The organism is Methanothrix sp., assembly GCF_016706325.1.
GTDB lineage: Archaea > Halobacteriota > Methanosarcinia > Methanotrichales > Methanotrichaceae > Methanothrix.
Genome location: NZ_JADJJX010000001.1, coordinates 1,789,437 through 1,809,166, shown reverse-complemented (window position 1 = coordinate 1,809,166; position 19,730 = coordinate 1,789,437). Strand labels below are relative to the sequence as shown.

The 19,730-nt window shown below is 48.5% G+C and carries 15 protein-coding genes, 1 tRNA gene and 3 rRNA genes; 12 read left to right on the top strand and 7 right to left on the bottom strand.

Translation table 11 applies throughout. The features are described from left to right. The first annotated feature begins 6 nt into the window (after window positions 1–6). From IPI63_RS09290 to IPI63_RS09250, 9 genes are all read left to right on the top strand, one after another. Complete coding sequence (locus tag IPI63_RS09290) at window positions 7–321, top strand: hypothetical protein (protein ID WP_214064770.1); 315 nt, start codon at window positions 7–9, stop codon at window positions 319–321. Window positions 322–659: 338 nt separating this feature from the next. After that, window positions 660–911 (top strand): hypothetical protein, encoded by a 252-nt coding sequence (locus IPI63_RS09285; protein ID WP_292478087.1) that lies wholly within the window; start codon window positions 660–662, stop codon window positions 909–911. Between the two features lie 12 nt (window positions 912–923). Further along, entirely contained in the window at window positions 924–1,196 is a 273-nt protein-coding gene (locus tag IPI63_RS09280) for a type II toxin-antitoxin system RelE/ParE family toxin (protein ID WP_214064772.1), read from the top strand. A 754-nt stretch (window positions 1,197–1,950) separates the two neighbouring features. Further along, window positions 1,951–2,505 carry a hypothetical protein gene (locus tag IPI63_RS09275; protein ID WP_292478085.1) on the top strand — a complete coding sequence of 185 codons (555 nt, stop codon included), beginning with the start codon at window positions 1,951–1,953 and terminating at the stop codon, window positions 2,503–2,505. After that, window positions 2,483–3,543, top strand: a protein-coding gene (locus tag IPI63_RS09270) for an IS1 family transposase (RefSeq protein ID WP_292478083.1) whose coding sequence is annotated in 2 segments (ribosomal slippage) — window positions 2,483–3,206 and window positions 3,206–3,543 — 1,062 coding nt in all. Because the reading frame shifts where the segments join, the coding sequence is not laid out codon by codon here. The genes IPI63_RS09275 and IPI63_RS09270 overlap by 23 nt, the downstream gene beginning before the upstream one ends. Before the next feature lie 17 nt (window positions 3,544–3,560). Beyond that, on the top strand, window positions 3,561–5,132 hold the full coding sequence (locus IPI63_RS09265; RefSeq protein WP_292478081.1) for an ATP-binding protein: 1,572 nt from the start codon (window positions 3,561–3,563) through the stop codon (window positions 5,130–5,132). Further along, the gene (locus IPI63_RS09260) at window positions 5,133–6,014 is read left to right on the top strand and encodes a hypothetical protein (RefSeq protein ID WP_292478080.1); all 882 of its coding nucleotides are present in this window, start codon (window positions 5,133–5,135) and stop codon (window positions 6,012–6,014) included. 43 nt (window positions 6,015–6,057) lie between these two features. Then, window positions 6,058–6,447 (top strand): hypothetical protein, encoded by a 390-nt coding sequence (locus IPI63_RS09255; protein WP_292478079.1) that lies wholly within the window; start codon window positions 6,058–6,060, stop codon window positions 6,445–6,447. 9 nt (window positions 6,448–6,456) lie between these two features. Continuing rightward, window positions 6,457–7,350 (top strand): Dam family site-specific DNA-(adenine-N6)-methyltransferase, encoded by an 894-nt coding sequence (locus IPI63_RS09250; RefSeq protein WP_292478077.1) that lies wholly within the window; start codon window positions 6,457–6,459, stop codon window positions 7,348–7,350. 561 nt (window positions 7,351–7,911) lie between these two features. On the opposite strand, the gene rrf is transcribed toward IPI63_RS09250, so the two are convergent. The 5 genes from rrf to IPI63_RS09225 all read right to left on the bottom strand — a co-directional run bounded on the left by rrf (window position 7,912) and on the right by IPI63_RS09225 (window position 15,388). Continuing rightward, window positions 7,912–8,033, bottom strand: a 5S ribosomal RNA gene (rrf, locus tag IPI63_RS09245). Between the two features lie 124 nt (window positions 8,034–8,157). After that, a 23S ribosomal RNA gene (locus IPI63_RS09240) occupies window positions 8,158–11,055 on the bottom strand. A gap of 130 nt (window positions 11,056–11,185) precedes the next feature. Beyond that, a tRNA-Ala gene (locus tag IPI63_RS09235) sits at window positions 11,186–11,258 on the bottom strand. A gap of 123 nt (window positions 11,259–11,381) precedes the next feature. After that, window positions 11,382–12,850: ribosomal RNA gene (locus IPI63_RS09230) — 16S ribosomal RNA — on the bottom strand. Together the 16S, 23S and 5S rRNA genes with 1 tRNA gene alongside form the textbook arrangement of a ribosomal RNA operon. Window positions 12,851–13,381: 531 nt before the next feature. Further along, window positions 13,382–15,388 carry a SpoIIE family protein phosphatase gene (locus IPI63_RS09225; RefSeq protein ID WP_292478075.1) on the bottom strand — a complete coding sequence of 669 codons (2,007 nt, stop codon included), beginning with the start codon at window positions 15,386–15,388 and terminating at the stop codon, window positions 13,382–13,384. Window positions 15,389–15,876: 488 nt separating this feature from the next. Between IPI63_RS09225 and IPI63_RS09220 the strand changes: the two genes are divergently transcribed. Further along, complete coding sequence (locus IPI63_RS09220; protein WP_214065621.1) at window positions 15,877–16,587, top strand: hypothetical protein; 711 nt, start codon at window positions 15,877–15,879, stop codon at window positions 16,585–16,587. A gap of 126 nt (window positions 16,588–16,713) precedes the next feature. On the opposite strand, the gene IPI63_RS09215 is transcribed toward IPI63_RS09220, so the two are convergent. Both IPI63_RS09215 and IPI63_RS09210 read right to left on the bottom strand, forming a co-directional pair. Next, window positions 16,714–17,409, bottom strand: a complete 696-nt coding sequence (locus tag IPI63_RS09215; protein WP_214065622.1) for a tRNA(His) guanylyltransferase Thg1 family protein — start codon at window positions 17,407–17,409, stop codon at window positions 16,714–16,716. Continuing rightward, a complete protein-coding gene (locus IPI63_RS09210; protein ID WP_214065623.1) occupies window positions 17,381–17,641 on the bottom strand; it encodes a PRC-barrel domain-containing protein in 261 nt (86 codons plus the stop codon). The genes IPI63_RS09215 and IPI63_RS09210 overlap by 29 nt, the downstream gene beginning before the upstream one ends. A gap of 136 nt (window positions 17,642–17,777) precedes the next feature. Between IPI63_RS09210 and IPI63_RS09205 the strand changes: the two genes are divergently transcribed. Beyond that, window positions 17,778–18,347, top strand: coding sequence for an NAD(P)H-dependent oxidoreductase (locus tag IPI63_RS09205; protein WP_214080152.1), 570 nt, complete (start codon window positions 17,778–17,780; stop codon window positions 18,345–18,347). A gap of 158 nt (window positions 18,348–18,505) precedes the next feature. Beyond that, window positions 18,506–19,729, top strand: coding sequence for a Bcr/CflA family efflux MFS transporter (locus IPI63_RS09200; protein ID WP_366850912.1), 1,224 nt, complete (start codon window positions 18,506–18,508; stop codon window positions 19,727–19,729). Window position 19,730 lies beyond the last annotated feature (1 nt).

Below are 19,730 nucleotides of genomic sequence, written 5' to 3'. Positions count from 1 at the left end.
TGATACATGAATGCCCTTAACTCCCTGGCAAGCCGAACGTTAGCGGAAAATCGTGAGCTCATTGAGGATGTAGGGAGCGAAGAGATCGAGAAGGGAATCATTATCGGCATTTATAACAGTAGAGGTGTTGTAAGTCGTTCCATAGGAGAAGGCGGTGCTCTGGAAAGGAAAATCTCAGAGCGCTACCTAGACTATGCCCGCAAACTGAGTGATAATTGGCCACGCACCGCTCGTCTCATGAAAAAGATAGCCGATAGATACGAATTAGACGCCCGGCGGGAGGACAAACGGTCCGAATTGCAGGAAGACCTCATGAACTAGACTGCGGTGGAAGGCAAAAGGTGACTCGTGAAAGCAATGATCAGAGAGCCCTAGATCCGGCTAGAATCCATGCTGGAAGTTATCAGGGCGCCCATGCTCCCCATAAATTGAGCTGCAAGGCCAATTGAGATTCGTGATAATAATAATCTGGGAGCCCTGGATCCGTCCTGGGAGAGTATCTGGTGTCTCCCGAGGGCTACGCGCCCCTTTGGGGCGGGATGGGGCATGGTTGCCGGGGATTCGTGATAGTAGTAATTGGGGAGCCATTGCCTTAGGAAGGAATAGCATCCCCAATCCTTACATACTAATGGAGCGATACTGAATCAAGAGGATTCATAATGATGGAACTTAGTGATGAGGACCGAAAGCTCATTGAGCGCCTTGCGCCCATTCTCGAAGACAGCCTGAAATACAAGATTGTGCGCAGCTTAATAGACGCCCTTGAAGAAGCATCCTATCCTCCGGAAGAGATGATTCAAGAGGATTTCATAAAAAAAGTATTGGATGCTGAGAAAGACATCCAAGGCGGCAAAAGCAAGAGATACACTTATGATACTTTCAAGGAGCAATTCTCCGCTAAAGTGGATTAAGCCGGCAATTTTATGACAGAGCCATATGATATCGAAATTGGAGATAAGCTGCAAAGGAAACTGAAGAAGCTGCAAAACAAAGACACTCAATATTATAATGCGATAATTAGTAAAACAGTCCAGATAGCAGAAGTACCTCAGTTGGGCAAACCACTTCGGGGCGTCCTCAAAGGGAAGAGAAGAGTGCACGTTGGCCCCTTCGTGCTCATCTATAAGATCAATGAAAATGAGCGTGTTGTGACGCTGATTGAATTGGAGCATCATGATGATGCCTATCGGCATTGATCTATCATATTCATTTGAATGAAAAAACGTGTTGAGCAGCCATAGTCGTGCTTGATATTTCCAGCGCCACTGTTGGGCAAGATTCTGCATGGTTATGTGGGATTTGTGATAGCAGTGATCAGAGATCCCTGGTCCCATCTTAGGTTAATGTCTGTCGTCACCCGAGGGCTTGCGCCCCCTTGGGGCGGGATGCTGCATGGCTGCCAGGGATTCGTGATGGCAGTAATCAGGGCGCCTTGAATCCGGCTTGGGCAAGTGAATGTCACCTTTAGCGGGATCGCCCACTCGAGTACATCGCAGAACGCTTCAGATATAGGGACTTCCGCGCGCGTTGCCCGTTTTCGCGCGCGAAGGCATGGGGGCTGTCCTCAAGGCCGGACGGCCCCCCCTGACCCCGTGACCACGGGGGACATGCTCTGGGCATGTCAGCGTCCAGCATAAACTTGGGTTCAGACATAGGCGCGCCTATCGTTTCTCCAGCGGCCATTCGAACGGCGTAAGCCATGGCAGCAAGGACATCCTCCCTCTCGCAAGATAGGACTCCTTGAGATCTCATCGATCTCCATGCCTCTCCTGCCAGGTGAACTGAAGGAACACTCGCAATAACTCGATATCGAATAATAATTGTGTGTAACGAAAGCTTTATTAGTTACGATAATAGCAATTTGGTTTCAATGAGCCATGAAAAATATAATGCAATCTCGAACCTCAAAAGAAAGGTACAATAGTCTTAGAAAAAGGAGTTTGCTCCGATATGAAATTCTTCGAAAAAGCCGCAATGCAGAATCATCCTATTCGTATTCTTGAGACTTTCTTGGACAAAGAAAAAGCAACTGAACAAGCAAAAAGATATGATGATATGAGGTTCATAGGATATATACTTGATATTGGATATGATACAATTACTATTATAACTTCAGATCCATATAAAATGAACGTGGGTGGCATACCAAGAAATTCCTTATTGGTAATGGTTCCATCGGACCTAGATTCTTTACCATTGCATTTTATTCTATTAAGAGTCTTGGAATCAGCTCCGACGCCTCTCGCATCAGAAGTTCAACAAACATATTTTGAATTGCAAAAGAAATCGATGCCGGAATTGGATGTATTTACTCAAAGTGAATTACAATGGGGCGCTTTGAAAACCAGTATCCTGGGTATGTTTTATCCTCATCCAGAAGTTGTGGGTCGTGAATCTACAATCGGCTGTTATTTATATAACCTATTCCTATATGCTACATGGGGTGTAGCAAAATGGGCAAAGAGGTCCAAAGCCTCGATTCTTGGATGTAGCATGCCCGAATGAGCAGTGCAATCTATTTGGAATTGCTGGGAAAGGAAACGTCACTGTGTACGGAACTTACAAGATAAGCTCCGGCAAGGTCAGGAAATATATTTGCCACACATGTGGTACCAGATTCTGTGATAGAACTAACACTGCATTCTATGACACAAGAACAAACGAAGAAAAGATCAAGCTGGCTCTAAAAATGGCCATGCGTGGAATGAGTGTCTTAGGAATAGCTGAGATCCTTGAGTCAAAACCATCTACTGTAAGCACTTGGATCTCGAAAGCAGCAAAGCATAGTGAAAAAGTCAATGAAGTTGTCTTGAAGGATGTAGAGACCCCAAAGGTAGAGATGGACGAGGCATGGACTTTTGTGGGGAAAACACTACCCAGAGAAGGTGAATACGAAGATAAAGGAACTTGGATCTGGATAAGCATGGCTGCAAATTGCAGGTTGGTGCTTTCACATGTTATCGGTGAGCGATCTCAGGAAAATGCAGATCAGCTCGTTTCAAATACTGCCAAAAGACTCAGATCAATGCCGCTCTTTGTGACAGATGGATTAAGACTATATGCAGCAGCTCTTCGAAAGCAATATGGAAAACTACAGCCGTTCGCACCAACAGGCAAGCGAGGGCGACCTCGAAGTCCTAAATTAATCGTAGATGAACTATTACAATATGCTCAAGTCATTAAAATGAGGGTCAACGGTAGACTAAAAAAGTGGTCAAGAGAATCATATTTGGCAAAGATATAGACCACAAAATGATATCTACCAGCTACATTGAACGGCAAAACCTGACATGCAGACAAGATAATAACCGCATATCAAGGAAAACCATAGGTTTCTCTAAGGAGACTGCAGAATTGAATAACCAAATGACCCTATATTTCGCGCACTTCAACTACTGCCGAAAGCATCGTGCTCTAAAATATAGAAATGAGATGGGCATAACGAAGTTCAATAGTCCCGCGAAGCAAGCTGGCTTAATCGATCATGTCTGGAGCTTGCAGGAACTCTTGACTTTTCCATATTACAAAACTCAAACCCATTAGAGGCTCACGACCAAGTTGTGGATACCATTGAATTTTCTGGAGATTTAAATAATTTCGTAAGCGCTCATAAGTATCGTGTTTACGCACCCAATGATGAACTATTAAATTTAATTGTAAATTGCCTTGTTCCTAAGGACAATCGATTTGAAATAGGCAGTCTGAGGTTGACTGAATGCAGACTTCCCTTGCCGACAAAACCCCTCCCAAATGTTAAGGTAATCATTTCAACTCAAGATATCAGCGGCAGAAGAACTGCCATGTTTGGTAAAACGCGATTAGGCAAGAGTAATGTCGTAAAACTGATTGCACAAAGTTTAATCGAATCTACCAAAGAGACAAATACAGTAGGCCAGCTAATTTTCGATATCAATGGCGAATATGCGAATGATAACCCTTACGACAATAGTAGCTCACTAGCAAGTAGTTATCCAGATCGCTGCATTATATATGCTATAACACAGAAGAAAGCTACTCCCTCGAGACCTCTTAAACTCAATTTTTATGAGCATCCGGATAGTACTCATAGAATAATAGGAAGTCTATTAAGGCAAGACGGTAAGGATTCGGGATACATACGTACGTTTTCCAGTATCGAGTTGCCATCATTAGAGACAATAATAAAAATGCCATATTCCGAATCCGATATTAAGGTAAGAAGAATAAGAAAAATACAAATTTATTGGGCCATCCTTAGAAAAGCGGGATTTGACGTTGATGAGGCAAAGTTACGAAACATGGCTCCCAGTACACCATATGTCGGGAAATTTAATCCCGGTTTCAAAGATAAGTTAAGAGAGGAGGCATACAAGAAAATAGGAGTGCAACAGATTCCTCCAAAACCGAATACCTTAGATAGTTTAGTTGACGAATTAGAAATAATAAATCAGTTCAGAAGATCTAAACCCAAAGACGCACTCCTTAAATCAGAGAGTTCAGGGGATCCAATATTTGATCCAGATGACGTCGGACTTCTAGAATTCTTTGACCCAAAGTCAGGGCTTGGTCCATCTCTTATTCAACCTTATAGGATGTACCATGATAAAAATGCTGGGAATTTCGAAAAAGAAATTCTTATCCATTTGGATTCAGGGAAAACGGTAATATTAGACTTAGGAAATGCCCACCCGCAGTTACTTCAATATTTCTCTGATGATTTATCAATTGCTGTATTCAATCATCAGGTTGATAAATTTAGCAACGATAAGTTAGGAGATCATTTTATACAATTGTATTTCGAGGAAGCTCATAATTTATTTCCACGTAAAGACGACGAGGCTAGAGAAATATATAGCCGTTTTGCAAAGGAAGGTGCAAAATATCATATTGGAATGGTTTATTCTACGCAATCTCCTACGACGATAAGTAAAGATCTACTCGCACAAACCGAGAACTTTTTTGTTGCTCACATATCATCGAGAGAAGAAGTGGATGCTCTTGCAAAACTTAACGTAGCCTACGAAAGTATGAAAGAGGATATTCTTCGTGCAAAGACACCAGGATATATAAGGATGTTAACCCAATCCCATCGGTTTGTTGTATCGGTACAAGCGAATAAATTTATTCCTCCCAATAAAAAGATTGGTGAATAAATGCCGTATCAATCTGGTAGTCGTTTGCCTGGTGAAAGAGCTAGTAGAATAGGTCATCTTGAAGTTGTAAAATCCGATTTAGTTAAGAGTATAATTCAAAGTTTTGATAGTCCAGAACCTCCATTAGTCGAATCCAAAACAGAATGGAAAGTTCAATCCTTTAGCGGCAACTCTTTGCCTATAATTTTTGGTATTGACGGCTCAATGCAAGTTAATCAATATGAAAAGCCTCCACAAAAAGCAATAGCTTTTGTTAAAACAGCACTTTTAAGACTTGACCAATACTCTATTTCACAAATAGATAGGGAATATCCTAATCCTTTTGCATTAAGAGACATGCTTTCTGATTCGGCGCTCTACCACGCTACCGTTTTTCCTCTCAGGCACACACCTATACCGGGAATGAATACTTATGATGCGATTCGGCAAATAATTTTCGAGTCGATTAAAGAGAAAGGTGGCTCATTAGATACAGAAGTTATGGAGACACTCAAATGGTTGGCATATGAAAAATGGGCCGAAAATGATAAATCGCTTCAACCATTCGAGTGCCCTCATTGCGAGGAAGTAGTAGCTAGCCTAAACTATAATGAGGAGAAGGGTACGTGCTCTGGTTGCGGAGGTAGTTTATTCCTTACGGACATGCTAGGATTCCATCAAGAAATGGCTCCCGATTCTGCACCAGATACGGTAGCAACGGCATATATGAATATTCATGAAACATTATTATTGTTTACTGCAGTTCGTTACTATTGGGAGACGAATAAGAAGATATTATCCAACTGCCTTTTTGTGAAAGATGGCCCTTTAATGCTACGCGCTCAATATTCAAAGTTAGTTGATCCTATCCGAAGATTTCTTTTTTTTTGCACAGAAGAATAATTTTCCGGTTCATATAATTGGACAGGAGAAAACAGGCAGATTTATGGACCATCTGCAGTTGATCAAAAAGGATGCGCAAGAGAGATCAATTTTCATGCCTGATAATAAATATATAAAAGAAATAATTAAGAGCCGCCCCAACCGTGGAGGACCTTATGGTGAAAAAACTAATTATGGTAATAAAATTTTTGTAAAACTTGATAATTACCACAGTATGGTGCTTAATATACCCCATTATTCTGAAGAGCCATCATATATGGATACATTAGACGCCGATCGAATATTTGCTACGATACCGAAGATCCTAAGCAACCGCTATGAAGGAGCATTATTGCCCATTGAGCTTGCGCATGGCGTTGCATCACTCTCCACCTACCCATCTGCCAAGATTCTAAAAATTTTCTCTGAATCAAAAGAGCCACCGATAATATAGGTATGTATCATGGTCTTTTATGCTCAACATCACGAAAGTGTTCTGGGAGAATCCGCTACCATTGATCGTACTCCCTTCGATAAATTTAGCGTAAAACCATTTCTTAAATGGCCTGGTGGAAAGCGTTGGATCGCTCAGAAATTAGCTCTTTGCATATCAAAAAGATTATCCAATCGTTATTATGAGCCGTTCTTGGGTGGAGGAGCCATATTTTTTGGATTATGTCCAAGAAAGGCAACCCTATCTGACATAAATAGCGATCTAATAAATACTTACATTCAAGTACGGGATAAACCAGAGGAGATTATTGATGGGTTAAAGAAACTATCAGTGGATAAGGAAAGTTATTATCATATTCGCAAAGAAGAACCGAAGGACTTGGTTGAAAGGGCAATAAGATTTTTATATTTAAATAGAACTGCCTTTGGTGGTATATATCGATTAAACCTCAACGGAAAATTCAATGTCCCTTATGGAGGAGGAAGTCGCACTCCTGAACTTCTATGGAGAGATGGATTGATTAAAAGAGCATCACATGCGCTTCAAGGAATAGAGTTAGCTGTATCGGATTTTGAAAAGATGATGAATAAATCTAGATATGGAGATGTAATATATTGTGATCCAACACATACAATGATTCATAATAATAATAAGTTCATTCGATATAATGAGAAAAATTTTTCGTGGAAAGATCAAGAACGTCTTTCTTTAGTGGCTCTGCGTGCGTTGAAAAGAGGAACTTTTGTTCTAATAAGTAATGCTAGCTATTATCCCCTATGTGAATTGTATCATCCATTCAAACCTATTAAATTGGCTAGAAAGAGTCTTGTCAGTCGGAAATCAAAATTTCGTCGCGAAATTCAAGAATATATATTTGTTTTAACTCCTGATGAAATAGAGTAAGAGATCATAGCGACAGGTGGTACTAATGGGGAGAACATGGCTGCTTGGATCCGTTAAACCGAAGTTACGAGTGCCCAGGCTCATGATAATAGCAATCTAGGGGATCCCTAGCTCAAGAAGTTAAGCAAATAAAATATCTGGTGAATATGGCAGCGATCCATATTTCCCTTCGTTTCAGGGCGCATATGCTCCCATCGACCATGCGGCATGGCTGATTGGGATTCGTGATAATAGCAATTAGGGAGCCATGCTCCAGTTAAAGTCAGAAAATGTTAGGTGAGCACGGCGGCTCTCCCGCCTGGCGGCTTTTCCGGGCGCACAGTAGTCCGATCGACCGTGCAGCATGGATGAGTGAGATCATAATAGCCGAAATTAGGGAGCCCTAGCTCCAGTTGAAGCGATAATAAAAAGATGTTAGATGAGCACGGCAGCTCTCCGGCTTGCGGCTTTTCCGGGCGCTCAGTAGCCCGATCGACCGTGCAGCAAGGCTGAGTGGGATTTGAAATGCAGTAATTCGGGAGCCCAAGCTCATGATGTCATTACAAAAAGAAATTTAGGTGAATATGGCAGCTATCCATATTTCCCGAGGGCTCTCGCACCTGAGTACAGTATGGAACGTGGACGGGCTTATCTTCTGAGTTCGGGATGGGTTCAGGAGTTGCCCCGTCGCTCTGGCCGCCATATTCGATTCCAGGGTCCGGAATCGAACCGGTATTTATGCCATCCTGAATCTTGGTTCAGGGATCCTGGTTTACTTGCCGTGCATATCTCTTTTGCTTTGCGACACAGATTTCGCCCGAGTTCAGCGGAGCGCTGCAGAGTTGTTAGTAGCCGCGGACTGAACACCTCGTTGCCTTGGTGCGTACATCCCGGCTCTATCAATCTCGTCTTTTACGAGTACTCTAAGCGGTCTCTTTTCGGGTGCAGTTTCGGGCTTAGATGCTTTCAGCCCTTATCCGCGAGCACGTGGCTGCTCGGCGTGCCTTGCCAGACAACCGATAGACCAGAGGTGCCGTTGGTTTGTTCCTCCTGTACTAAAACCAACTTGCCCTCAGACCGCAACACACCCCTAACAGATAGTAACCGACCTGTCTCACGACGGTCTAAACCCAGCTCACGATCTCCTTTAATAGGCGAACAACCTCACCCTTGGCCGCTGCTGCACGGCCAGGATGGAAAGAACCGACATCGAGGTAGCAAGCCACCGGGTCGATATGTGCTCTTGCCGGTGACGACTCTGTTATCCCCGGGGTAGCTTTTCTGTCATCTAACGCTCCACCAAGAGAGCTGAGAGGTTCGCTAGCCCGACTTTCGTCTTATCACCTCTTGCTATGCGAGGTAACATCAGGCTGACTTATGCCTTTACACTCTTTGTTGGGTTTCCGACCCAACTGAGTCAACCTTAGGGCGCCCTTGATATCTTTTCAAGGGCGTGGCGCCCCACCCAAACTGCCCACCTACCGAGGTCCTCTTCTCAGAGTTAGGGCAGTAGCTCTGAAAGGGTAGTATTCCAGTGTTGACTCCACTCGGACTGGCGCCCGAGCTTCGACGTCTCCTACCTATGCTCTGCAATCAGAACCACAACCCAACGGCAGGCTGCAGTAAAGCTCCACGGGTCTTCACTTCCCATTAGGGGTCTCCAGACTCTGCACTGGAATGTAAGGTTCACCGGGTACCAGCTAGGGACAGTGGGACTCTCATTGATCCATTCATGCGAGCCGCCAATTAAGCGGCAAGGTACTACGCTACCTTAAGAGGGTCATAGTTACCCCGCCGTTAACAGGCCCTTCTTCCCGTTGAACCGGGTCTTCAGGTACCTGCACTGGGCAGGATTCAGTGATTGTACTAGTCCTTACGGAGTCGCAATCACCTATGTTGTTATTAGACAGTTAGAGTCCCTCGTCTCTGCGACCTGCTTTTTGCCAAGCAGGCACCATTTATCCCGAAGTTACATGGCCAATTTGCCGAATTCCCTTAGCTAGCATATGCCGAAACGCCTTAGCCCTCTCAGCTTGGGGCACCAGTGTTGGATCTCGGTACGAACTTTCAACTCCCTTTCACGGGCTCCTGGAATTTGCCAACTTACGTCATCACGCTTTCGCCTGTTTCTCGCCATTACGGCTCTCCGCAGGCTTGCACGCTTGAACGCCCAGGCAAGGACGCTTGACATATCCGGAAGCGTCAGTTTTAATGTTGAAAGGTACAGGAATATTAACCTGTTTCCCATTCGGCGTACTCCGATTAGGGTACGTCTTAGGACCGACTAACCCTCGGCTGACGAACATTGCCGAGGAACCCTAGCCCTTATGGCGATCGGGATTCTCACCCGACTTTGCTGCTACTACTACCAGGATTTTCGTCTCTACGCGGTCCACACCTGCTCACACAGATGCTTCTGCCCACGCAGAGCGCCTCCCTACTAGATCACCTCACGGTGCTCCGTGGTATCGGTAATCGGCTTAGCCCCGTCCATTTTCGGGGCCCTGAATCTCGACTGGTGAGCTGTTACGCACTCTTTTAAAGGATAGCTGCTTCTAAGCTAACCTCCCAGTTGTTTGTGACCCAGGACTCCCTTAAGTGTTGACACTTGGCCGATATTTGGGGACCTTAACCACGGTCAGGGTTGTCTCCTCACGGACTAGAAGCTTACCCCCCAGCCCGGACTGCTGGTCGTCTACGACGACGGCGGTTTTGGAGTTTGACAAAAGAACAGACCCTTTCGAGTCCGGCTTCCCCAATCAGTGCTCTACCCCGCCGACTATCTCAGACCAGGTCATACTGCGATATGTTTCGGGAGGAACCAGCTATTTCCGACCTCGATTGGACTTTCACCCCTAGACGCAGGTCACGAGAGCGATTTGCATATCAACACCTCAAGCGGTCCTCCACGCAGCTTTCGCCACGCTTCAACCTGCCCACGCCTAGATCGCCCGGCTTCGGGTCGCATACGGACGACTACACGCACTTGTATACGTCGCGCCTCTTCTCATGCGCGCTTGTCGCTTTCGCTCCGGCTGCCTCTATGACAGAATTAGCCTCGCCGTCAATATGCACTCCCTGGTTCGTTCTTCAAAACGCATGTTAGAACGCTGGCAGTCTCTCTCGTACTGCGGCGTTGCCACCGTATCCTTCGAGAGAAAGATCCTTTCACGCCCTAACGCACTATCGCCAGCCAGTTTCAGGCTCTTTGCACCTCCCTATCTGGGGTACTTTTCAGCTTTCGTTCACACTACTAATACGCTATCGGTCTCAAGTTGTATTTAGCCTTGGAGGTTGGTGGCCCCCAAATTCCCGCGCGATTTCCGACGCACAGTACTCAAGACAAGGCCCAGATCTGAGCTGTTACAGCTACGTGGCTCTCACACTCTATGGCAGGCCATTCCAGGCCATTTCGCCTTCCAGGTCAGAACTTGCAGGCCAGGCTTATAACACCACATCTCCCTTGCGGGATTCGGTTTAGGCTCTACCGCGTTCACTCGCCGTTACTGACGGTATCTCGGTTGATTTCTCTTCCTGTCCCTACTAAGATGTTTCAATCCGGGACGTTCCCGATCCTTGAGGATCGAGTCCGAAGACTCAGGATTTCCCATTAGGAGATCCTCGGTTCAATGGCTCCATGCGCCTCGCCGAGGCTTATCGCAGCTTGGCACGTCCTTCATCAGCGCTTGAGCCAAGCCATCCACTGGTTGGCATACACAGCGTATGCCCCACTAAACTCAGTGAGCGTCTGGTCGCAAAGCTTGTGCACGGCATCGCAGGACTGACCCCCATGCCGGAGAGCCAGACCTCCGCCCTTCCACATCGAGTCTGCCTCGATGTGTGCATACATATCAAATGGACTTGCTGGGATTCGGACCCAGGGCCTCCGCCTTGCAAAGGCGGCGCTCTACCAGCTGAGCTACAAGCCCCAGATCATGGCCAGCAGATGATTGCAAATTAGCTGGATAGATTTGTCTTGTCTCAGGTCTTGATCGACATTTCAGCTTCCGATTGGCTCGGAGAGGCATGCCATTTGGCATGCTCGTAACGTTAGGAGGTGATCCAGCCGCAGATTCCCCTACGGCTACCTTTGTTACGACTTAACCCCCCTTGCAAAGCCCAAATTCGAACGCTTCCGTCGAAAGCGCCCTCATTCAGACCCTACTCGGGTGGTTTGACGGGCGGTGTGTGCAAGGAGCAGGGACGTATTCACCGCGTTCTGTTGAAACGCGATTACTACGGATTCCAGCTTCATGAGGGCGAGTTGCAGCCCTCAATCCGAACTAAGATTGGTTTTAGGAGATTTCCGTCCCCTTTCGGGGTAGATACCCATTGTACCAACCATTGTAGCTCGCGTGTGGCCCGGGATATTCGGGGCATACTGACCTACCGTTGCCCATTCCTTCCTCCGCTTTAGCAGCGGCGGTCCCCACAGTGTACCCGTCACTCCGGAGAGTACGCTGGCAACTGTGGGCGTGGGTCTCGCTCGTTGCCTGACTTAACAGGATGCTTCACAGTACGAACTGACGACGGCCATGCACCACCTCTCAGCTAATCCGGCAAAGTCTTCAGCTTGGCCTTCATGTTGCTGTCGGTCCCGGTAAGATTTCCGGCGTTGAATCCAATTAAACCGCAAGCTCCACCCGTTGTTGTGCTCCCCGCCAATTCCTTTAAGTTTCAGCCTTGCGGCCGTACTTCCCAGGTGGCTCGCTTCACGGCTTCCCTACGGCACCAATCACGGTCGCACCGTGACCGACACCTAGCGAGTATCGTTTACGGCTAGGACTACCCGGGTATCTAATCCGGTTCGTGCCCCTAGCTTTCGTCCCTTACCGTCGGACCCGTTCTGGTGAGACGCCTTCGCCACTGGTGGTCCTTCAAGGATTACAAGATTTCACCCCTACCCCTGAAGTACCTCTCACCTCTCTCCCGGCCTCGAGCCAGACAGTATCTCCTGAAAGCCTGACAGTTAAGCTGCCAGATTTCTCAAGAGACTTATCCGGCCGGCTACAGACCCTTTAGACCCAATAATAACGGTTACCACTCGAGCCGCCGGTGTTACCGCGGCGGCTGGCACCGGTCTTGCCCGGCCTGCTATATAATGCTTTTTAGGCATCACGACAGCCAGATTTGTAACCTGGCACTCGAGGTTCCCTTATCGCTGTTCCCAGCATTGTAAAGTTTTCGCGCCTGCCACCCGTAGGGGCCTGGATTAGTGTCTCAGAATCCATCTCCGGGCTCTTGCTCTCACAACCCGTACCCGTTGTAGGCTAGTAGGTACGCTACACCCACTACTACCTGATAGGCCGCAGACCCATCCTTAGGCGCCGGAGCTTTGGATCTCGATGCATTCCAGCAGACGAGACCTATCGGGAATTATACCCAGTTTCCCGGGTTTATACCCGTCCTAAGGGCAGGTTGTCCACGTGTTACTGAGCAGTACGCCATGTATTGCTACATTCGACTCGCATGGCTTAGTCGAACCTCGATAGCAGTAACCTCTGGCAGGATCAACCAGAATTCTCAAGGAAGTATGCGTTAAATTCCGAACCAATCGGAATTGGCTGAGTCGCCAAGACCATTGTCAGACACGAAAAAGCTCGTGTCTCCACATATCCTCTATATCGCAACCCGGAATCCGACCCATCATGGAATCAGAGTCGCAGCCTTGTGGATGCGATGCCTAAGCGGCCCATTACTGTAGGCAGCCCTATTATTTAAAGCTTGCCCCTGGCGAGCTTTGTGCCACACACAGTATTGGCCTAAGCAATAAGGAGCCACTCTTATTTATATCTTGTGGCTCTCTCAGGATTCATTTGAGATATTCTCAATTGAATTCGCAGATCAGGCCAAAGGACGAGCCTTTTTCGGCTCCGAGTTGTGGTCGAGGCCCTTATTTAAGGATTTCGCCATTTAGGACTCTACAGCATTAGGATTACACACCACTATGGCTATACACCATTTTGGACCCGCAATTTAGACCACAACCATTCAAAGATGCCAGGCTTTGAAGCCGGCACAAGGAAGCGGCTTGGCTCCTTCCCACTCCGTCTCACCTTCGCTTAAGAACTATCATGGCCATATCCATTGGATGCTCTGAACTGCAAGAGAAGTCCTCAATCTCCCTCTCTGCTATCCTGAGGATCTCCTCCCCGGAGAGGGTGCGGTTATTTATGGCCAGATCGATGAGCCTCTCCAGTCCAAATGCCTCACCATCATCGTTCTCGACCTCTACAACCCCATCAGAGTATATGACCATAACATCCCCGGGCTGAATGGGTATGCGCGTCTCCTCCAACTCCACCCGATAGAGCATCCCCAAAGCTATTCCTCCCCCGCCCAGGGTGTCCACCATCCCCCCGGGATCCACAATGAATGGCGGGTTAAATCCGGCATTAACATACTCTAAAGTGTGGTCTGATGGATCAAGTAAAGCATAAAAGCAGGCCAGATTGGTGCCGCGACCATACTGGCTGATTTGGGTGTTCAGATCGCTTATAGCATTTGATGGGCCCAAGATAATCGGACAGGCACGGATAAGGGCGCGGGACGTAATGGCAAGCATAGCCGCCTGAATACCATCTCCTCCCACACCCGCCATGGCCAGGGATATCCGATCATTCATTCTGGAGACATCATAAAAGTCAAAACGGTCCGCTCTGGTGGGCCTGTAGAGGACCTCAATCTCATAGCCCTCCTGCTCAGGAGGAACGGACGAGGCCAAAGCATTCTTGACCTCATCTATAAAGCTGCTCTGCACGCCCGACTCCCCTCGATTATGGGCAGCTTTATCCAGAGCGGCAGCATAATGATTCAGATCGGAAGCCATGCTGTTGAAGGCCTCTCCCAGCTCTGCCAGCTCTCCTGAGCTCTTCGCCCGGACATCAAAATCACCTCGCGATATCTTCTCCGTCAGTCGGACTAAAGAATCGATGTCCCCCCCAATCCTCCTGCTGAACAGAAAACCTGCAACTAGCACTGCAATAACAGTTATAGCAAAGGCCGAAAGGGCAAAATTTCTCACCTTCCGGGAGGCATCGCTCAATCCCAGGGTAGCACTGCTCGCCACCTCCTTGATGCCAGCATCGATGAACCGGGCAGGCAGGCTCATCTCCTCCGAGGCATAAGCAATTCCCAGGACCCAGCCAGGATTGCTTATGGGAGAGTAGGCCACATATCCATCTGCCCTCCCTAAAGCTACAATGGCAGATCCCGAGCTTCCCTTGAGCATCTTCTTTGCCACTGCCCTGACCTCAGGACTGGCGGACATAGAGAGGTTTTCTGAGCTGAATAAAATATCCAAGGGCTCATTCGGCTTATTCTTTGGCCGGGCGACTATAAAACCGGTGCTGTCGATAATGAATGGATAGCCTCTGCCTCTCATGGTGGACAGATCTGTGAAGATGAACTTAATTGAGACATCCATTCCCATGATGCCCGCGAACTTGCCCTCCCGGAAGAAAGGGGTGGTGATGGTCATCATCCAGCCTCCTTCATCGTCCTCGAAGGGCTCTGTCCAGATGGTCTTCTTCCTGGATCTGGCCAGCTCGTAATTGGGCATATCCTTGTAGCTGAATGGGGCGGTGCTCTTCAGAGAGTCATTGCTATAAGGCCAGACGACCAGCACCCCGTCCTCTGTTCCGATGTATGAAAGGGAGAGCACCGATTCTGTTTCATGCAAGGACTGCATCACCCTTGCTGGTATGCACAGTGATCTTATGGTGGCATCCCTCGCCTCTGATGTGGTGAGATTTGAACTGGTAGGCGCAATCCATACACCAGGGGGAAGACAGCCATCGCCCTCCAAGAAGCTGCTGGCGCTGTCGGCTACCAGCTCGTTCTGATGAGTCAGACGCTCGAAGAACTGGTTATACTGATTGGCCTTGGCAATGGCAAGCTGCACCTGATCGGCCTCATCGGGCATGACCAATAGAGCAGAGCGGTTCAGGGATAAACTGAGCTGCGATATGTTCTCTTGAACATCGTGTGATGCTTGGTTCATCTCCATGAGCGATATGATGCCCATGAATAGAAGCGGCAGGAGAGCGAAAGCTGCCAAAATCGCGAGAATCTTGAATCTCAATCCCTTAACGCCGGCTATTCCATCCATTTTTCCTTAAACCAATCTTCGGCAGCTCATTTAGCGCTATACCTCTTTATGTATTACCAAATTGCTGAGCCTTGGTCCATCCCCTTTATCATCTTACAGCTTGAAATGGGCAAAGACATATGTTGAGGTGGATTGATCTGATGGTATAAACTCTTTTCAGCCCGCTTCCCCACCCTTCAGCCCGCTTCCCCGCTCTTCAGACCGCTTCCTCACCCTTCAGCCCGCACCCCCACCCTTCATTCCACTCCCCGCCTATCAGCCTGTCTCATGGATTCAGACTCCAAAAACTACTTATCTGGATCATCAGATTAAACTCTGTGAATGATCACTATGAGTTCCTCAGACCGCTGGCTCGATTGATGAGGGCACATCAGCGTTTTGAGCGAGCCGTATGGGCCCTCAATGGAATCATAATTTCCATCGCGATTTATGCCCTCATGCAGTCTCTGGGCTTGACTATGCTTATGAAATTCTACTACCAAGACAGCATAATCCTGAGGGCATTGCCTGCAATCATATCCATAATTTTTGGATTTACTGGGGCCACCCTTCTCAATAGGCGGAGGAAGACCGATATCTTTCCGCTTTTAGGCCCAGTGCTATCAGAGAAGGCCAAAACTGCTTATGACAACAAGGACCTTGATTCTCTGCCCATGCAGAGCCTGGCTGAGGAAATCAAGCTGAGCTTAGCGGGAACAAAGCCCTCTCAGATCCTGGACAGAAGAGAGCTGAGCGGCAGAGCAGTAGCTGCCATCCTCCTCTTTGCTGTGGTCATCCTCCTGGCACAGGAAGGTGTAGTCCAGACTGCTGATCTCCAGTCGATCATTGAGCTGAAGGAGAGAGCCTCCAGCATCTTCCAGGAGGAGAAACCTCAGCCGAGCGCTATTTCAAATGAGAGCCTTAGTGGTAATCTGTTTGGCAATCCCTCCCTCGCCGTCCTGAATGAGAATAAGCTTCCCTTGGTCATATCTCCTGGAACGGGCGCTGGCTCCATACCCATAAACACCAGACCGGTGCAGAGGGTCTTTCAGCAGTCCCAGGCAGGGGAGGCAGCAGCAGTACCATCAGAGCTATACATTGAGAGCCTTCCGCCAGAGAATAAAGAGATAATAAAGAGATATTTCACCATCCTCTCCCAGGGTGACTGATGGCCGGATCCTGATGCGATATGCTGCAGAGAATCCTCCTCTGTGCCCGGCATTTCTGCGGCGAGGCCAAGGCCCGCCCATAGAAGACCGTCAAGAACCTATATTCTTTAACTCTTTAGCAGGCATTCAGTCGTTCTCAGCGCAGCGAAATACCCGGGCCAGCAGCTCCTTGCCCTCCTCTGACGAGAACAGCGGTAACTGCCAATCCTGCAAGACCCTCCCCTCGTCGCGATAGATCATTATGCCCCTTCTCTCCCAGGAGGGGGTTTTGGCCAGGTTTGTCCCCCTCTGAAAGAGCATCTCATGGATCTCAGGCTCTCTCATTCCTCGCATCCTCTCCATGGCCTGGGAAGGGTCGAGCCCTTCCTCCTGTAACATGTAAAATCCATAAGAGAAGACATGGTTTCTCCAGGCCTCGTTCTGCCGTTCAATTAAGTATTCTCTGATCTCCGATCTGCAGAGGGGAATGATCCGGCAGTCCATTGAGACGGGCCTTCCCATCTGAAGAGAGAGGGAAGCAGATAGAAAGCCCGCAACGAGGGAGTCGATCTTCTCGACCCGCCCACCAAAAGGAGCAGTCAGAAAGGCGAGATTGATCTCATCTGAGAAGGTGAATGCCAGGGCCGGGCAGATTCCAGAGTCTTCAAACAGACTGCTGGCTGAGGAGGCCATGTGGCTGGCAAAGCCAGCATCATAAGGCTTCTGGCACCCCGCCAGAATGCTCTTGAATCCCCGGCCATCCGCTCTTGCCACCAGTGGAGGGCGAGCCCGAAGACCGGAATAAATCTCCCAGCTAGCCGACTTTTGTCTCAGCCTTTGCATTTCTATTCAGATGCCTGATGATCACTATGTCTCCGACAGCAGTAACCCAGCGATAGGGAATGATTATCCCTTTGCCCTTGCTATCGAAAAGATCCCGGTTGACATCTCCCAAAGCCAGGCCGCTTACCACCCCGTTCTCAGGGTCCAGGACGGCATCGTCCACTCTGCCCACAAAGATGCCTTTCTGGGTATAGACATCCTGTTCCAGAAGCGATGTGATCTCAGCGTTCATTATGATCCCATAATAAAATTAGGGTATTAGATATTAACCTTGCCGTCGGCAATAGACCACATAAAGCCCGTGAGTATGTTCCAATCACAAAAGCATATATTTGCCTCCATCAGAGCTGCAAGGGGTGAGAGTAATAATGAGAATCGTTGGCATCTGTGGAAGCCCGAGAAAAGCCGGCAACACTGAGTTCTTGCTGAACGAGGCACTGGCTGTTGCCAATGAATATGGTTTCCAGACTGAAAGGCTGCTCTGCTCAGAGCTGGCAGTCGGTTTTTGTAACGATTGTGGAGACTGCAGCAAAGGCAGGGAATGCCCCAAGAGGGATGATATGCCAGAGTTCCTGAGGGCAATGCAAGAGGCAGAGGGCATAATTGTGGCCTCACCCGTCTACTTCGGGAATATCACTGCCCAGCTCAAGGCGGTCTTCGACAGGACAATTCCCCTGAGGCGGCAGGACTTCAAGCTGAGGAATAAGGTAGGCTGCGCGATGGCCGTGGGCGGCTCAAGAAATGGCGGCCAGGAGAAGACCCTGGATGCCATTCATGCCTGGATGCACATCCAGGGGATGATAGTGGTGGGTGATGATGCCCATTTCGGGGGAATTGCCGTCCGTCCGGCAGCCGAGGACCGCATCGGCAGAAAGACCGTGGTAGCCAGTGCCAGTAAACTGTGCGATCTGCTGCTGAAGAATAATAAGAGAGAATAGGCGAGAAGGAACTGCTAAGAGAGATTGAGGCCGGAAAGATAGAGATAGTGAGGATAAAGATCGGGAAGACGGAGATAGGGAAGACGGAGATTGGAAAGACAGAGATTGGAAAGACAGAGATCGGAAAGACAGAGATCGGGACATTGAGGTCCAATGCAATGGAAAAATCACATAGAGCCCTCGTCCCTGGAGGGGGAGGGCAGAGATATCTGGGCAACAGAGGCCTCATCGCCCTTATTGCATTTCTGAGTGCATTCGTTCCTTTATCGACAGATCTATATCTTCCCGCCCTGCCTGGCATGTCCCGGTACTTTCAGGTATCAGCCGAGCAGGTCAATCTCACTCTTATATTCTTCTTTCTCTTCTTTGCCGCCGGAATGCTCTTCTGGGGACCTCTGAGCGATAGATACGGCCGCCGCCCCATTCTGATCACCGGCCTTGCCATCTATTCTCTGGCTGGCTTTCTCTGTGCCATCTCCCAGGATATCAGTCAGCTCATCCTCTTTCGCATCCTCCAGGCTGTTGGCGGAAGCTCTGCCTCGGCAGTGGCCATGGCTATGATCAAGGATGTCTATGACAGCCGCAACCGGGAGATGATCCTCGCCTGGGTCTCCTCCATGGTTCTCATCTCCCCCATGGCTGCGCCTGTCCTGGGAGCCCTTCTTTTGGGCATCACATCCTGGAGAGGGATATTTGTGCTTTTAGGAGTCATAGGGCTTATTGCTCTCTCCGGAAGCCTGGCCCTGGTGGAGACGCTAAATACAAGATATACCGGCACATTGGGCCAGTCCATTGGGAGGCTGGCAGTGGTGGCGAAAAATCCCGGTTTCTTATCCCTGCTCATCATATTCTCTTTGCTCAGCTTCTCCTCGATGGCTTTCATCGCCTCATCCTCATACATCTACATAGACGGCTTCGGCCTGAACGAGAAGCTCTTCAGCCTCTACTTTGCCTTCAATGCCTTGGGAATGATTGGAGGGCCCATGCTCTATCTGCGCCTCTCCAGAAGGTTCGCCCGCAGTTCGATCATCATCGCCGGCTTCGCCTCAACCATTCTCGGAGGGCTGCTGATATATCTTCTGGGCAGCCTTCAGCCCTGGATGTTTGCGGCATGCCTTTTTCCGGCGACGATCATGGGAAGCTGCATCCGCACTCCAGGCACAAATCTGATGCTCGAGCAGCAAGAGGAGGACGCCGGCTCTGCCGCTGCTCTTATGAGCTGCTTTGGGATCCTGATGGGCAGCATGGGCATGGGCATCATCTCTTTGGAGTGGTCCAATACCATTCAGATCCTGGGATCGATGAACATCCTGGTGGGGCTGGCTTGCCTGGGGCTGTGGCTTCTTCTCGCAGAGAGACCATTTATAAAGCAGATTCCCTGAT

Bases quoted from the DNA above. Each gene is read 5' to 3' on its own strand.
- IPI63_RS09290 (WP_214064770.1), top strand. From the start codon at position 7: ATGAATGCCCTTAACTCCCTGGCAAGCCGAACGTTAGCGGAAAATCGT.
- IPI63_RS09285 (WP_292478087.1), top strand. From the start codon at position 660: ATGATGGAACTTAGTGATGAGGACCGAAAGCTCATTGAGCGCCTTGCG.
- IPI63_RS09280 (WP_214064772.1), top strand. From the start codon at position 924: ATGACAGAGCCATATGATATCGAAATTGGAGATAAGCTGCAAAGGAAA.
- IPI63_RS09275 (WP_292478085.1), top strand. From the start codon at position 1,951: ATGAAATTCTTCGAAAAAGCCGCAATGCAGAATCATCCTATTCGTATT.
- IPI63_RS09260 (WP_292478080.1), top strand. From the start codon at position 5,133: ATGCCGTATCAATCTGGTAGTCGTTTGCCTGGTGAAAGAGCTAGTAGA.
- IPI63_RS09255 (WP_292478079.1), top strand. From the start codon at position 6,058: ATGGACCATCTGCAGTTGATCAAAAAGGATGCGCAAGAGAGATCAATT.
- IPI63_RS09250 (WP_292478077.1), top strand. From the start codon at position 6,457: ATGGTCTTTTATGCTCAACATCACGAAAGTGTTCTGGGAGAATCCGCT.
- IPI63_RS09220 (WP_214065621.1), top strand. From the start codon at position 15,877: ATGCAGTCTCTGGGCTTGACTATGCTTATGAAATTCTACTACCAAGAC.
- IPI63_RS09215 (WP_214065622.1), bottom strand. From the start codon at position 17,409: ATGCAAAGGCTGAGACAAAAGTCGGCTAGCTGGGAGATTTATTCCGGT.
- IPI63_RS09210 (WP_214065623.1), bottom strand. From the start codon at position 17,641: ATGAACGCTGAGATCACATCGCTTCTGGAACAGGATGTCTATACCCAG.
- IPI63_RS09205 (WP_214080152.1), top strand. From the start codon at position 17,778: ATGAGAATCGTTGGCATCTGTGGAAGCCCGAGAAAAGCCGGCAACACT.
- IPI63_RS09200 (WP_366850912.1), top strand. From the start codon at position 18,506: ATGGAAAAATCACATAGAGCCCTCGTCCCTGGAGGGGGAGGGCAGAGA.